Annotated in this window: 5 protein-coding genes; all 5 read right to left on the reverse strand. The window is 58.6% G+C overall.

Annotated features, from left to right (window positions below; all coding sequences use genetic code 11):
- Nucleotides 1-480: 480 nt before the first annotated feature.
- Nucleotides 481-9,702, reverse strand: a complete 9,222-nt coding sequence (locus EDF70_RS26285; RefSeq protein WP_165932141.1) for a malectin domain-containing carbohydrate-binding protein — start codon at nucleotides 9,700-9,702, stop codon at nucleotides 481-483.
- Between the two features lie 88 nt (nucleotides 9,703-9,790).
- On the reverse strand, nucleotides 9,791-11,305 hold the full coding sequence (locus tag EDF70_RS26290) for an HlyD family type I secretion periplasmic adaptor subunit (RefSeq protein ID WP_132280037.1): 1,515 nt from the start codon (nucleotides 11,303-11,305) through the stop codon (nucleotides 9,791-9,793).
- A gap of 3 nt (nucleotides 11,306-11,308) precedes the next feature.
- A complete protein-coding gene (locus EDF70_RS26295) occupies nucleotides 11,309-13,042 on the reverse strand; it encodes a type I secretion system permease/ATPase (RefSeq protein ID WP_132280040.1) in 1,734 nt (577 codons plus the stop codon).
- Complete coding sequence (locus tag EDF70_RS26300) at nucleotides 13,039-14,286, reverse strand: O-antigen ligase family protein (protein WP_132280043.1); 1,248 nt, start codon at nucleotides 14,284-14,286, stop codon at nucleotides 13,039-13,041. The genes EDF70_RS26295 and EDF70_RS26300 overlap by 4 nt, the downstream gene beginning before the upstream one ends.
- Before the next feature lie 155 nt (nucleotides 14,287-14,441).
- The gene (locus EDF70_RS26305) at nucleotides 14,442-16,049 is read right to left on the reverse strand and encodes a tyrosine-protein kinase domain-containing protein (RefSeq protein ID WP_132280046.1); all 1,608 of its coding nucleotides are present in this window, start codon (nucleotides 16,047-16,049) and stop codon (nucleotides 14,442-14,444) included.
- Between the last annotated feature and the right edge of the window lie 47 nt (nucleotides 16,050-16,096).

The raw sequence follows: 16,096 nt of genomic DNA on the forward strand, positions 1-16,096 counted from the left end.
GAACTGACAGCCAAACGCGGCAAGCCCGAGCAGTCGATGATCGATGGCGCCCATTTGAAAGCCCATCGTACCGCAGCCACTCTGCCAGATCGGTTCATTGCTAGATGGAAACGGTTTTGGCGGCGCTGGTTTTCATCGGGCCAGTGGCGATTGGCGAAGTGCATACCCGAAGATAGGCTCGAGCCGATCGCCGCGGATCCCGAGAGAAGTGCATCACGGCTGTTCGCCAATGATTTCGCACCACCAAAGGCGATATATTGTCATTTTCAATTCACACCATCGGCAAGAATAATTTCGCCTTTTCCCTTGTGGCTGAGCTGAACGTGTATGAAGCGCTGCGTGCCGTTATCGGGTGTCAGCCGTTCAACTGCACCGATCCTTAAACCGGGCGACATCAAAATCTGTCGGTCAAGCCGATCGACGTATTGATGTTCAGATCATCGATGCAGTTCGTTTAGCGCCTGACAGCACTCCTGAGCCTCAAAGATCGAAATGGTGTGCCAGATGCGTGTCTGCCATATCGGTAATATCGCTTGGTAACGTTTCATGTCCTGCCCACAGGATATCCGGCACCTCCTGATCCACCGGATTTGACTGGGTGATATGGAGATAGTCCTCCACGTTGTCGTCGAACGTTGAGGGCGCATAATCACGCGCGAAAAAGGCGCGGTTCGCCGCATCGACATAGGTGATCGCCAATTCCGGTCCGCTGCGGTTTCCACCTGCAGCCTCGATGTAACGCGTGCCGCCGGTGCCCTCGACCTTGACCGTGATGACGTCGCCCGCCACCAGCCCGTCGGTAACAATGAGATCGTTCAGCTGGTCGGCAAGATCGATCCCCACGGTAATCTTCTGCCCGTCGGTCCAGCTTCCACCCGCCTGCCAGATATCGCGCTCCGGCAGATAGCTCCGGTTGGTCACGCCGGTGGTGATGGGCGCACCGTTCAACTGGCTTTCTACCGAGAAGGTCAACGCCGTGTTTGTCGTCGTATGAGACCTGTCGGAGATCCAGCTGATGATGGCGCTTTCGATGAATGCGCCCGATGACAGATCGATGCCGGCAGGAACGGTGAACTGGATACCGATGATACGGTTGGTTTCCAGATCGACGCTCGACGCAAACGACCCCTGCTCCAGATCGCCGCTGGCGCCGTTGACGGATGCGATGAAGGTCGAGCCTGTCGGATCGTCGGACGGATCGTTGGTCACCACCAGACCAAAGGTCCTGACCATCGACAAGCCACCGCTATCCGTCGCCGTCACAGCCACGTTTGTGGCTGCGGCCAGCTCATGATCGAGTGCGATATTGGATCTGAGCTTCAGCTGATTACCGATAATCTCGAAGCGGGAATCGTCGGTGGTGAAGATGTGGTTGTCCGCGATATTGGCATCCACGGCAGTAAGCGTGCCGATCACCGCGCCGGCGCTATTTTCCGTGACGCTCAGCAGACCGGAAAGATTGATATCCGTCGGCGCAACGTTGGCGGCAACCACCGGGCTGCCGTTATTGACGAGATAGATGGGATCCGTGACTGCGCCGATCGGCAGACTGCCATTGTCCGGATCGATGACGGCAGCAACGAACCCAAGCTGCAACTGGTCATAATCAGGTATGCCGGCATTGCCGTTCGGCGCGCTGCCATAATTGAAAAGGCTGGAAATATCGATCGACCCGCCAGCCGGGATGACGATGTCGACCGTCTGGAAATCGGCAGCATTGCTGGCTGCGAAATCATGTGCCGCCAGTCGCTGCGCCACCAAAGCATCCACGGTGATCGACCCGTTCGCCAAAAGCTTGGACGAATTCACGGGATCGAAGCCACGTGTCATGATCACCCTGACCGTTTCTCCGACAGGACCGGAAACGATGACCTGAGGCAGCGTTCCCCCGTAGGTTCCGTTTTCACCGTCCTCGTAACCGTTGACGCTCAGGTGAGCGATCGGCAACGGTCCCTGTTGCTGGGTGATCAGCGCCTGAGCGCCCGCCTGGCTGCCGTCCCCCATCAACTGGCCGGTTGCCATCGTTCCGTCGGAGAACATGATCGTGACGCGCGCGCCGATCAGTTCGGCACCGGAGACCCCACCGACATCCCAGCCCGGGACGGAGGTTCCATCAACGGTGCTCTTCAGCAGGCCGGCAATGGAATTCGGATCCATATCGCCGCTGAAACCCATGCTTTCGCCGATCTGGAAGCCGTTCTGGTTGCCGGAGAACTTGAGAAGAAGCCCCCGGAAGCCGCCGCCCGCTCCCTTGGCCGAATCCGAATAGACATTGTTGTAAAGAGGATCCGGCAGTCCAGGATCACGCGCCGCATAGAAGAAATGCTGGTAGGTGCTGGGAAGAATGGCTCCGGTTGCCTGGTTGGTCTGAAAGGCGAAATCCTTGGTGATCTGGTCGCCGCCTGAACCATCGGCGTCGAACACGCTGTCGCTGTAGAGTGCCGAGCGCACGTCGAGGAACACTCCGGCGATTTTTTTGTCGCCAACATTCTGCAGCATGAACGAATTGCCGCCGTAGTTGGACGTCTGCACATTGGTGCCGCCCGCAAGGATCTTCAAAACAGCAGCACCACTAGCCGTGCCTGAATAGACATCGGTTTTGACGATATCCGTTTGCGTCGACAGGATGCTGGCCGCATCTGGCTGCGGCGGGGCCTGATATCCGCCTTCGATGATCTTGAAGTCGTCCGCCGACCACGTGAACGCATCTCCGCCGAAATGCGTCGAAGTGACCCCGACACCCACGGCCGTGCCGCCATCGCGTAACGCTGCCGACAGCGCCGGATCGAGTGTCAAGGTACCGACCGTTGTCGGGCCACCTCCGGGGATCACGTTGCCGGCCGTATCGAGAAGCGTAATCGTCGCTGTGGCGGTTGATGTCGTGCCCTGCGTGGTGACGGCGAGTTGCAATTTGGCGGACGCGAAATCCGCCAGAACATGACCGTTTGCGAAGGCCGGTTTCAGTGCGAGACCGGAATTTTGCGAAAATTCGATATTCGCACCCGGCGAACCGAAAACGAATTTTACGAAGGCATCGCTATGCAGGCTGACTTGCAAACCGAGCTGTTCGTAATTGTTGGGTACTTCACCGGTGTTGAAATACGGATTGTCGAACTGTGCCTCGACGGTGAAGGACGCGTTGCGGATGCCGACCTGATAGCCGTTCTGCGGCGTATTGGCCGAGCCCGTATCACCATTGGTGGTGGTGACATGTAATTTGCCGCCGGACACTACGCCGGAGCCTGTATCCTCCGCCTTGAAAGCGGGGTTACTGCTTGCCATCACTCCCGTGAAACCGCTCTGGTAAGGCGTGCCGGCGACGTTGAAATCAAGCAACAGGCTGGCACCCGCGGCAAGCGTGACGCCGTGGCCATCGTCATCACTGTCATAGGCCAGCATGTCATCGCCATTCAGCACACCATCGCCATCGATGTCGCCATCGCTCTGGTTGATAATGCCGTCACCATCGAAATCTTCGGAAGGTCCCGTCCCGATACCGGGACCTTCAGGGAAGTCGAGGGCAAAACTCTGGGGCGCAACCGCGGCGCTGGCATTTGCCGGCGTGGCATTGTCCGATACCGCCCCGGATGCGAGCTGCACGCTGTAGATACCATCACTCCATCCGCCGGCAGGCGGCTGGAACGTGTAGAGTGCAGTGGATGTTTCTGTATCATAGCTGACGGCGGGGCTGCCTGCACTCGAAGGCCCGGTCACCACGATATCGGATGCATCGACGCTTGCGGCATTGATACCGCTTGCGTCCTGATAGACCACGGCAACAACAAGAGCGGCGTCCTCGGATGCCGGCGCCGTGTAGCTGAGGCTGGCGACAGGGCCCTGATCATCGATTGCAGGCATGTTGTGGAGCGCGATTGCGGCGATCTGAGCATTGTCGACACTCGCCGGCATCGTCAGCTTGATGACGCCATTGGCATCCGAAGTGACGATAACGTCCCTGTCGAAGGCGGAATGCAGACCGGCCTGAGCGGTCAGGTCGAGATTGTCGAGGATGATCTGGCCATTGGCGAGGACGTCGAATACGCGCTTGCCCGCAGTCGAGTTCAGATACCAGATCTCCACGAATTTAAGGGTGAGCACATACTGCGTATTGGCCTCGAGGTTGCTGATCGCATACGAAAACTCGGTGCTTTTTCCGCCATACCGCGCTGTCGTGTACAGCGAGGCATCAAGCGGTCCGGCAGCGTTGGTGATCGGTGCGACCGTGTCTCCGAAAAGACCGTCCGAAATCTTGTGCGAGCCAATCCACGCGGTGCCGTCCGTACCGATATCCTCGTCGGCCTGATAGGTGATGCCGTCCTCTGTCGTCACAGCACCGCCGTTGAAATTGACGGCCAGTACCAGCGTTCCCTTGTCGAGGTCACCCGGTGGCGGAATATTGGGGAAGTCGAGTGTGAAGGCCTGCGTGAGACCAGCGGTATTGGTATTGGCCGGCGTAGAGGTGTCGGACACCGACCCTGCCGCGAGCTGGACGCTGTATCCCCCCTCTCCCCAGCCACCGGCCGGCGGCTGAAACGTATACACGGCCACGGCGGTCGCCGCATTGTAGCTGACGGTGACACTGCTGGCCGTTGCACCGGTCAGAAGGATATCGCTTGCATCGATGCTCGACGAATTGACGCCGCTATCATCGTGGTAGGTAACGGTCACAACCAACGGCGCATCGGCATTCTGGGGCAAATTGTGGGAAAGAACGGCCGTCGGCCCCTGATTGTCGATGCCGGGAAGATTGTGGATGGCGATGGCAGCGATCTGGGCATTGTCGACGCTTGCCGGCATCGTCAGCTTGATCACACCATTGGCGTCGGAGGTGACGATCACGTCCTTGTCGAAGGCGACGTGCAGACCTGCTTCGGTGACGAGGTCGAGGTCGTCAAGGACCACGACATTGTTGACGATTACATCGAAAACGCGTTTGCCGGGTGTCGAATTCAGATGCCAGATCTCGGCGAATTTCATCGTCAGCACGTATTGGGTGTTGGCGGCAAGATTGCTGATCACATACGAGAATTCGGTGTTTTTTCCGCCGTAGCGCGCCGTATTGTAAAGTGACGCATCAAGTGGCCCCTCGGCGTTCGTGGTCGGCGCCAGCGTGTCGCCGAACTGACCGTCGGAGATCTTGTGCGAGCCGATCCAGGCTGTTCCATCCGTACTGTTGTCCTCGTCGGCCTGATAGGTAATGCCATCTTCGGTGGTGACCGCTCCGCCGTTGAAATTGACGGCCATGACCAGCGACCCCTTGTCCAGTTCCGGCTGCGGACTGTTTGGAAAGTCGAGGTTGAAATTGACGGGAGTTCCGGCAAGGCTTTCATTGCCGGCGGCCGACCCGTCAGCCACGGCTCCGGCCGCCAGTTGCACGCTGTAAGCGCCATCTGTCCAGCCACCAGCCGGCGGCATGAACGTGTAGATGGCCGTTGATGTCAGCGGATCGAAACTGACTGTAACGGAACTCGCGGTCGCTCCCGTCAGCACAATATCGGACACGTCGACAGTCGTCGCGTCGATGCCGTTTGCGTCCCGATAGACGACAGTGACCACAAGTGCCTCATCGGCACTGTCGGGCACATCATGCGTCATCACAGCCGTTGGGCCCTGGTCCGCGGGTTCGGGGGCCTTGTGAAGCGCAATTGCTGCTATCTGCGCATTATCGGCCGTCACCGGCATGGTGATCTTGATGACGCCATTGGCGTCGGACGTGACCAGCACATCCTTGTCGAAAGCGATGTGCATGCCGGCGCGCGCCATCAGGTCAAGATTGTCTATCACCAGCGCATTGTTGACCAGCACGTCGAAAACGCGTTTGCCGGGCGTCGAGTGCAGATACCAGATTTCTGCGAATTTGAGTGTCAGCACATACTGGGTGTTCGCCTCCAGCTGGCTGATCGTATAGGAAAAATCGGTCGCCTTGCCGCCATAGCGCGCCGTCTTGTAGATCTCGGCCTCCATCGGCCCCTCGACATTGGTAATCGGGCTGACCGTATCGCCGAACTGGCCATCGACATATTTGTAGGAGCCGAGCCATGCTGTTCCGTCGTTGTTGTTGTCGTCGTCGGCCTGATAGGTGATACCGTCTTCGGCAGTGATCGCCCCGCCATTGAAGTTGACGGCAAGAACAAAAGCGCCGCGATCCAGGACCTCGTCCGGCGTGCCGAATGGAGCGCTGGCGACCGTCAGGATGACCGGATTGCCGGCGGCATCGGATGCAGCCCCTGCAGCGACGGTGAAGGAATAATTGCCTTGTACCCATCCGCCGGATGTCGAACCAAATGAGTAGACGGCAGTTACCGTCTTGCCGTCCGCAGAAATGCTCTTCTGGAAGTCGAGCAACTCGTTGGAGCTTGGCCCGGACATGATGAGATCGTTTTCGCCGATGCTGTCGAGGTTCATCGCTATCGTGTCGGTGAACACGACCGTCGCCACGAACTGCGCATCTCCAGCCGGCGCCGATTGCACATCGATCGTCACCACCGGTGGTGTCGTGTCGCCGCTCAGATCCTTCTGCTCGCCGGTGATGATGATGTTTTCCCAGTCGGCGGCAAATGTCTCGGACGCCTCGATCTCGCGGATGATGAAACCGGAAACCTTTGCCTGACCGGTTACCGACTCGAATTCGATATCCAGCGTCGAGTTTCCATCATTGGCCCGCTCCTGAACCTCGTAGCTCAGGAGCAGTTCCTTGGCAGCACCGCCGCTCAGCTCGTATATGTCCAGAAGGCCGTCAGGAGATCCGGGAATGGTGACATACTGGCCTTCGATCTTGATCCGGAAGAGACGCGCATCAGGCCCGCCCGCACCGCCACCCGGTGCCCCGTAGAAAATCTCCGCCATGTAGAGATCGATATCGAACAGGCCGCCCTCGCTGACGGGAACCGCATACCCCCAGGTCCCGGTCTGCGATCGTTCGGACTGGTGCAGCACATCAAGCTCGGTGCCGTCTATGTTGAAGGGTGCAGGCTCGAAGCTGCGGTAACCTGTTCCGGTGATCCAGCCGTTGGCGGCACCCCCCGGCTTATCCGAAAGGAAGGTCACGCTCTCACCGCCAACTATGGCAGTGTAGTCGTTTCCACCGGCATTGACGGCAGCGACGACGTTATTCTGGAGAGCCTCGGCGGACGAATTGGAGGCAAGAATACCGACGGCAAGCGCCGATGGAACGGTCCCGCCGGATTTCAGGTCGAGTTCGTTCGTACCTGTCAGGGCGGCGAGTGCAGTGCCTTCCAGCTGCACGGTTTCGATCGTGCCGCCGAACGCTGCTTCGGTAAAGGTCTGGCCACCGCTGGTATAGGTCCAGTGCGGTGTCACGATGCCTGTTGCCGTATCGAATTCCAGGGAAACCTTGATGGAATCGGTGGATGTCGCCGATGCGAGCGCATCGATGCGGTAAAACGCCGTGCCTTGCCCATTAGGCTGAAACGGCCGTTCGAATTCCCAGGCAACTTCGATGCCGGTCGTGCCGTCCGGCAGCTTCACCGCCGCGATATAGACGAAATTGTCCATATCGCCCGAACCGGCAAACATGCCCTGCACCAGTTTGGCGCCAGCCGGCACGCCGGCAATCTCGTCGAAGAAGCTGTCCATCAGCGTCGACACGGTGAAGATGCCGGTATCGGCACCGGGCGTTACGCCGAACTGGTAGGCACCGCGCTGCGTATCGTCGAACGGATTTCCGGCTTCGACGCGCTTGATCTGAAAGGCGCCGGGCGCTCCGCCTGCAATCAGGTTCTCGTTGTCATAAAAAGATTCCGGCAGGCCGGTGCCATCCGTCATGATGCCGGTAAAACCGATATCAAAGCCATTATAGAGGCCGGATGCACCATCGAAAAAGTCGGGGCGATCGTTGGGAAGCGGCGCACCCGAGATAAACTCCCAGACCAGCGTCTCGTTGCCGTTGATGACATTGGCCATGCCATTGGTCGGATCGGCGGCGAACGGGTCGAACGTATCCTCGACATCATCGAGGTCGCGATCGGTCGGATCCGGCGTGATGCCGGTTCCGGCTTCCGGATCGAGAATGAAAATCTTGTCCGATCCGTGGGTCGCAATCCAGATCGTTCCCGCGAAGATCTCGTTGTTTCCCTGGGTCGTCACATCCAACGGATTGCCACCTATACCGCGCGTTTCGGTGGAGATGACGCGGCCTTCGGCATCGAGATTGAGGGCTGTCAGATTGCCGTTGAAGGAAACCGTCAGCAGTGCGTGTTGCAGCTCGTCGCCGCTCCATGTGTATTCGGTCAATCCGTTGGTCGAGCTGGCGATCGAATGGAGCGAGCCGTCGAATGGCAGATTGCCGTCATTGGGCTTCGGCGACAGGTAGATGGCCTGTCGCGGATCGATGAACTCGTTGCCCTCGGCATCGGAGCCGACGATGTCTCCCCAGTTGGCGATCATCGGCCCGAGATCCACCGGCCCGGTCGCAGACACGACCAGTGCGCCGTTGACGATCGTCAACGGTTGTCCGGCCTCGTTATAGAGATAGAGCCCGGCCTGCGTGCCATAAGCGCGCGTGACGTTCGGATGGCCGCCGTAATAACCCAGCCCCTGAGCGAAATAGAGCTGCGTGTTGTAAGGTGTGCCATCGATATAGCTATTGGTCAGCCCATCGGCGATGTTCGTATCGATGAGATGCAGCTGGTCGGGCTTGCTGACGCCTATATTGCCGGGATTGGCCGCATCATGAAGCGTCACCGCAGGGCCGTTGTCCGGGATGCCGTCCTTGTTGAGATCGACGATCAGTTCGCCATTGGCATTGACCGGCATGCCGCCCCAGCTGGCATTGGGGCCATTATCATAGGTGTATAGCTTGCCGTCTTGGGTGATGACGATGTCATAGGCATTACGATAACCGGGCGAGAAGATCTTCACCGTGCCGGACGTGTCGTAGATCGCCTGATTGAGCCCGTCATTGCCGCCGAAAGGGTCGCCTCCTGCAATGCCATTACCGGAAATATCCTTGCCGTTGACGTCGTTCGGCCGTGTCGGATCATCGAGCGTGGGGAGATCGAAGACGTAGGACTGCGGCGCATAACCGGGAGGCGCATAGGTCTTCAACCCTTGCGCTTCGAGATCGGCAATCTTTTCCAGGTCGATCGAGACGATTGCGCCGGAATAATAATATTCGTTTGTGTGCGAGAAATTGTTGCCCTGCGCACCACTATTGGTGATCCCGCCCACCGCAACCAGCAGTGTCGGCACGCCGTTGATCTCCGTCAGCTGCATGCCATTTGCCGCATGGTTCTCCTCCGAGCGCGGCAGCCCGCGCACGATATCGACCTTGACCCATCCCGTGTCTGTCAACGTCAGGCGAGAGATGATGCTGGAATTGGTATCGAGATCGGAATCGTCACCGCTGCTGCCGCCGGCAATGCGACTGTCGGACGAGGACACGTAGAGAACCATCTGCCCCAAGGCATTGGTGGTGGTGACGACGCCCGTGACTTCACGCTCGTTTATGTCGGCAGCGATCGTGCCATCGTCATTGTGGTTCGGCATCGTCTTGACGAGCGTGATGATCTCCTCGTCCACAACCGCATACCCGCCATCGACTTTCTTCGCGATTTCAAGGGCCTTGATCAAGCCATCCTGCTGCGTGACATAGAGGCGGCCGTCAGCACCGAATTCGACAGACGTCGGATTGTTGATCGATACGCCTTCGAGGGCATACTGGGTGAAATCACTGAGTGCCATGGTCGTTGCTCCCGTTGGGAATGCCGGCGAAACGTCCGACGTCGTCATGCACGTGTGAATGCTGTCTAAAGCTGCGGGATCGCGCCGATCAGGTTTCCCTGAAACTGCGATGTATGGAATTCAGCAACGGGCGCAGGAGATAGTCCATTGCCGTCCGCTCGCCGGTCAGGATGAAGATTTCCGCCGGCATGCCTGGCAGGAGCTGAAGATTTGCGCTGATCGCCAGAATGTCGGATGGATCGACATCGACCTTGGCCAGGAAATAATGCTGACCTGTTCGCTCGTCCAAAAGGCTGTCTGCGGAAACGGAGCGCAAGGTACCGTGAATCTGCGGCATGTTGCGTTGTGCGTAGGCAGACAGCACCACCTTGGCCTTCATGCCGGCATGAACGAGGTCGATGTCCATGGGATTGATCCGTGCATCAAGGACGACCCGGCCATCCATCGGCACGATTTCGAGGATGACTTCACCCGGCTTGATAACGCCCGCCTCCGTTGTCACACGCACATTCATCACCACACCCGAGATCGGAGCAACGATGGAGGTTCGGCCCACCACGTCCAGCACGGCCGGTATCTTGCGGCGCAGCACAGCGAGCTCGGCCTGAACCGTGGCAAATTCCTCCTCGGTTTTTTCCTTCTCCTGATTGCGGGTGGCTTCAAGCTCCATCGCGGCAATCCGCATGGATTGGGTGGCGGAAGCGATCTGGCCGCCATTGGAGGCCATCTCGCCACGCAGTTCCGCCTGCATCCGCTGCAGTTCAAGAAGCCGTGGCAGACGTTCAAGACCGCGCGAGACCAGAGACTGGGCATTGCCAATCTCCCGCCCGATCAGTTCCAGCTGCACCTGTTGCGCCTGATCCAGAGACTGAAACCCAGAGATACGGGCCTGCAATTCCTCGATCTGACCGGCAAGCAGACGTTGGCGCGACAGGTGCCGTTCGGTTTGGCTGAGCAACAGGCTCTGCTGTGCCGCAACGGATCGGGCAAGCTGAGCCGGATCGAGCAGGTCTTGCGAGACGGGTGAACTGACGGCAACGGCGTTCACGCGTTCGGCCTGTATTCTCGCCTCGACGGCAAGGTAATAGGCCATCCGCTCCCTCAGTTCCGCCAGTTCCGCCTTCGCCTTCGTATCCTCAAGTGTCACCAGAGGCTCACCCCTGGTGACGATTTGTCCCTCCCGGACATGGATACGCTGGATAATGCCGCCTTCGAAATGCTGTACGGCCTTGCGGCTGCCCTCCGGGCTGACGACGCCGGGCGCCATGGCGGCTCCGGCCATCGGTATTGCAACAGCGAGCAACCCACCGATGCCGAAGAACAGGCCGATCGTTATCCAGCCCAGCCGACGCGAGCTTTTGATGGCGTCATCCAGCGACATTTCCGTGCCTTCAGGAGAACGTGGCAGTGCGCTCGTCCATAAAATAACGGCAGCGATAAACATCACCACCAGCAGGCAGATCACCATCGTCGCCGGATCATGACGAATGCCGGCGAAAAACGCGCCCAGAGAGCTTTGCCAGCCATCGAAATGCAATAGCGCTTTATCCATGAGGGTCTTGATAGAAGTCGTCTCGTTTTGAGGACCGTGTGTCTGTTCCATGACCTAATCCGCCTTTGCATCGCTTAGGGTTGCGAAGGGATGCGTGGCGCTGCCGGCGTCGTATGAGGATGCCGGCAGGCCTACGGCGAGATCCCGCAAAACCTCGCTGCGGGGCCCCTGCGCTTGAACAATACCATCGCGCAAGACGATCAGCGTGTCGGCCGTTCGCAAGGCACTCGGCTGGTGAGCGACGATCAGGATAGTCTTTCCAAGCCGCTTGAGTTCCAGAAGTGCCTTGCGGAGAGCCTCTTCGCCCTGCCCGTCGAGATTGGAATTCGGCTCGTCCAGCACGATCAGAGCCGGATTACCATAAAGGGCACGGGCAAGTGCTATCCGCTGCCTTTGACCTCCGGACAGTCTGTGCCCGTGCAGGCCGACATCGGTTTCGTATCCGTCCGGCAGCCGCAGGATCATCTCATGCACGTCAGCCATCTGCGCGGCGCGCATCACCGCTTGTGGATCCCCCTGCCCCATGCGCGCGATATTGTCCGCGATCGTGCCTGCGAACAGTTTCGGTTCCTGCGGCAGATAGCCGATGTGCTGGCCAAGTTCGTCGGGGTCCCAGGATGCAACGTCGGCGCCGTCCAGGCGAACGTGCCCACTCGTCGCCGTCCAGGCGCCAACGATCAGTCTGCACAGTGTCGATTTTCCGGAGCCGGAAGTTCCGATCAGACCACAGGTTGTCCCGACCTCCACCACAAAATCCACACGACGGAGAACCGGCTCGATTGCCCCGTGCGTAACATGGCGCACGGCCTCCACAGTGAGGCGCCCCTTCGGCACAGGCAGCTGCGTCCTCTTTCTCTCCTCCGGCACCGCTTCGAACAGCGCGGTAAGGTTGCGCCGTGCCTTGCAGGCAGAAACCCAATGCCGCCATGCGCCGAGCGCCCGTTCCACCGGAGAAAGCGCACGCCCGAGAAGAATGGAAGCGGCGATCATTCCGCCGGATGTCAGTTCGCCCGCCAGAACCAGATAGGCGCCGACGCACATGATCAGGATTTGCAATGCCATCCGCAGGGTTTTGGTCACGGCGGAAATTCGCTCGGTGATTTCCTGGGCGCCATGCGAACTGGCGTGAACCTGCTGCTGCATCCTCCGCCAGCGCTGAAGCATGTTCGAGATCATACCCAACGGCCTGACGATCTCGGCCTGTTCGACGATTTCCAGCGCCTGCTGCTGCAGGAAACGTTGCTCGCCTGCCGCACGCACGGATTTCTGGCGTGTCAGTATTTCGTTGAGGATGGCAAGCCCGAGCAGCAATGCCGCCCCCGCCAGCGTCAACGCCCCCAGCATCGGGTGCATGAGCCAAAGGATGGCGATGAAAAATGGCATCCAAGGCGCATCGAGAAAGGCCAGCATTGCTTCGCCGCCGATAAACGCACGCAGGTCCGCCAAGTCGGCAGTACTGGCCTCGCTCTTGAAACCCGCCAGCTTCGCATGGACACAACGGCCGATCACGGTCGTCGCAAGGCGCTCCTCCATCCATGCTCCGGCCAAGGCCAGCATCCTGCGGCGGGCATGGTCGATCAGTCCCATCGCGAGCAGGCCGGCGATGGCGGCGACGGTCAGCCACAGCAGCGTGTCATGCGAGCCCGTCGACAGGATGCGATCGAAAACCTGCATCATGTAGATGCTGCTGATCAGCGCCAGGAGGTTGGAGGCGGTGCTGAATACCATCAGCGATAGCGTTTGCGCCTTTAGCCCCTGCATGCATTTGGAATAAGCAGTGACAGTCATGTGCCGGTCGCTTTCCCGGTGAACGGCGGCGGCGTCATGCGTCTGCGCGCAGCATCCAACGTTGCTCGCCTGGAGGAAGCGGTCGGGCCAGCTTTGCCAGCCTGCTCCTGTCCGCTGATCAGCAGGATCAGTGTCATCAGGATAGAAAGCTTGCCGCCGTAAATGACGCTCATCAGGCTGCAAGATACCCCATAGATCGCCATGAACAGCGTGTATGAGATCCGCCTGGTGCGGAAAGAGATGGAAAGGCCGCGAGACAGCAGCGCGATGACAAAACCCAGCATCAGCAGTGAGCCGATATAGCCGGTCTCGAAATAGGTTTGCAGCAGTGAATTGTGCGCGCTGGTGGGTCGATAATGCCCCCAGAGCCAGTCAAAGGTGGATGACGAAAACGACGCGAAGCCGTAACCCGTCCAGCCCTGCAGGTCGGCCGCAGACCACGTCTCCTGCCAGATCTTCAATCGGCCCGAAAATGTCAGGTCACTTTCGGTCGCAAACACCGCCCTCGATATTTCCTGCCCATACAGATAAATGAGGAAGACACTTGCGCCGATGCCGAAAATTGCGGTGTAGCGCAGCCATCGTTGAGGCGCAGCAAACGCGCAACAGGCAGCCAATGTGAGCATGAGCGCCGCCGTCGGCGACCGGGCCTGCGACAGATACAATGTTGCAACGATGACAGCGACGCAGCCGCCGAACACCGGCCGTGTGAGCCTGCCTCGCAGCTTCGGAAGATCGCCATTGATGAAGGCAACGACGAGCAGGCCGACAGCAACTGCCGCAAGCATTCCCAGCCGCAACTGATGTTCAAATACTCCCCGCAGCTCTGCTGCTCCGGTCGATGAAAATGGCTGTATGGCGAAGTCGGCATCAAAAAGGTAAGCGGCGACGGAGAAGGTTGATATGATCGCGGCAACCACAAAAACGATATGCAGCGTATTCGTCAGCGGCGGCTGCCTGAGGACAAGCAGCGAGGCCCATACAATCGTGGCCAAGCCAACCTGGAAGATGGTTTCCACTGGGGCTGGCGAATAAAGGACGGAAAAGGCGGCCCACAGCAGATAAAGGATCATCCAGTAATCCGCCGCAGTAAGCACAAAGCGGGCTTCGAGACGCCACAGGCCTGTCCTGAACACCAAAAGGCATATGACGGCAAACACGATGTTGCCAAGTTTTATGCCGACGTCGAATTGGTGGATTTCAAGCAGAAGCGAGGCAATCACGATCGTTGCCGTGCCGCTCATCCATATGCTTGCGCCCGTCTCGTCTCGGGCAGCTATGGTCGCCGTATCTGCTCTTGCTGCAAGGGGCTGCAATGTCTCGTCCAATCTTTAGGCACGCCGATCACCGCGCAGCCTGGAAGCAGCGGGAGAACGGACGGATTTAAGTTGGTGACCGCTTAGAGATTGACGCCGTTGTTCAAGACGGTGCCAGATACCTTTTGTGCCACGTCGTCGATTTCTCGAAGTTTCTCGCGGATGTTTTCGGCCTCTTCGCCATGACCGACGACCAGCAGAAACACGTCAATCAACGGCGCGCTGGCGCGAACATCCGCATAGGGCGATATAGACGGCAGGTCGAAAATGATTGCATCGTATTCGCAGGTTGCCAGTGCCTCGCCAATCAACCGGCTCATTCGAGGCGTCCACATCAGGCCGGATTGGCTGCTGTATGATGTCGAGATGATTGGAAGTATGCCGAGCCCGTTGCTTTCGAAAATGCAATCACGCAGTGGCGCATCGCCCTTCAGGGCCTGAAGCAAGCCACCTGTGGCATGTGGCGCAAGCAATCTCGAAACGCTCGGATTATAAGGATTGGCATCGATCAAGAGAACCTTCTCTCCTGATTGAACCATAAGCATCGCCAACTGCACAGCGACAAGACTTTTACCACTCCCCTGTGCGCAGGACGTTACGCCGATCGTGCGAACCGTCTCACTCGGGTGTGACGACATGACGGCAAGTCTGCAATGATGGATAACGTGCGACAGCGCCGTGTTTCGGTTTTTGACGATGAACTCGAGGAAATCCCGACCGGATTTTGGGCGGCGCAAGGCGGCAACGCGGGGCAGGACGCCGTAACAGCTGAGCGGAACCGCGTTAACCAGATCGTCGCGGTTACGGATTCGGTTATTGGTGGCTTCGACCACTAATGCCAATCCCATGCCTGAACAGGCGCCGAACAGGAGAAAGGCACCGAAAATCACCTTGTCGCTCAAGCCCGACGCATAAGACGGTGGCTCGGCGCGTGCCAGCACTGACGTTGATGGACCGGCTTCCTGCACGCGCGGCCTCAACCAGGCGCTGGCAGATCTGGCATAATTCGCGCGCGCTTCTTGCTGCCCCCGCAGATAGACGTCGGCAATCGTATTGGCGATGAGGGACGCTTTTTGGGGATCGGCTGAACGAAAGCGGACCTCGATAATATGACTGAGGCCGATCCGATGAACGGATAGGGCTTTCTGGAAATTGTGAAGCGCCGTACGGCTGGCACTGGACGCCTCGTCGCCGCGAAGAAAGGCGAGACCCGAAAACATTGCAAGCCTGTTTCGCCAGGACGTTCCTGCCGGAACGAATTCCGGATCATCTGTCAACTTCAGCTGCGTGATGACGGCAAGAGCAGTCGGTTCGGACTTGAGAACCTCAACCTCGCTTTCCACGACACCATCCGTGACGGCGGATTCCGAATAGACGGCGTCTTGTTGCCGCAGCTGCATGGTTCGATAGTCGACATTGAACTGTACCAGTGCCGCGTAGCGCGGTGGCATCAGGATTGCCACCGCAATGCCAGCCGCTGCTGACAGCATGATGCAAATCAGGACGAGTTTCCAATGCTGCCTAATGATCTGCAGTTCCCGCGCAAATATTGGGGCAACTGGCGTCTGACCCAACAGCATTTCGTTCTGATATACCGGTCTGGCGGCGTAGTCTCTCTTGAGCATAGCACATCCAACTCTGCCTCTGGGGCCTGGTGATGGAAGGGGGCTGACAGCAGCTTCGCTATGCAATCCATTGCAGATTTTAAATCTTTGTTAAGTACACAAATAGGACTAGA

Origin of the sequence: Neorhizobium sp. JUb45 (assembly GCF_004343585.1) — a bacterium.
Lineage (GTDB): Bacteria > Pseudomonadota > Alphaproteobacteria > Rhizobiales > Rhizobiaceae > Neorhizobium.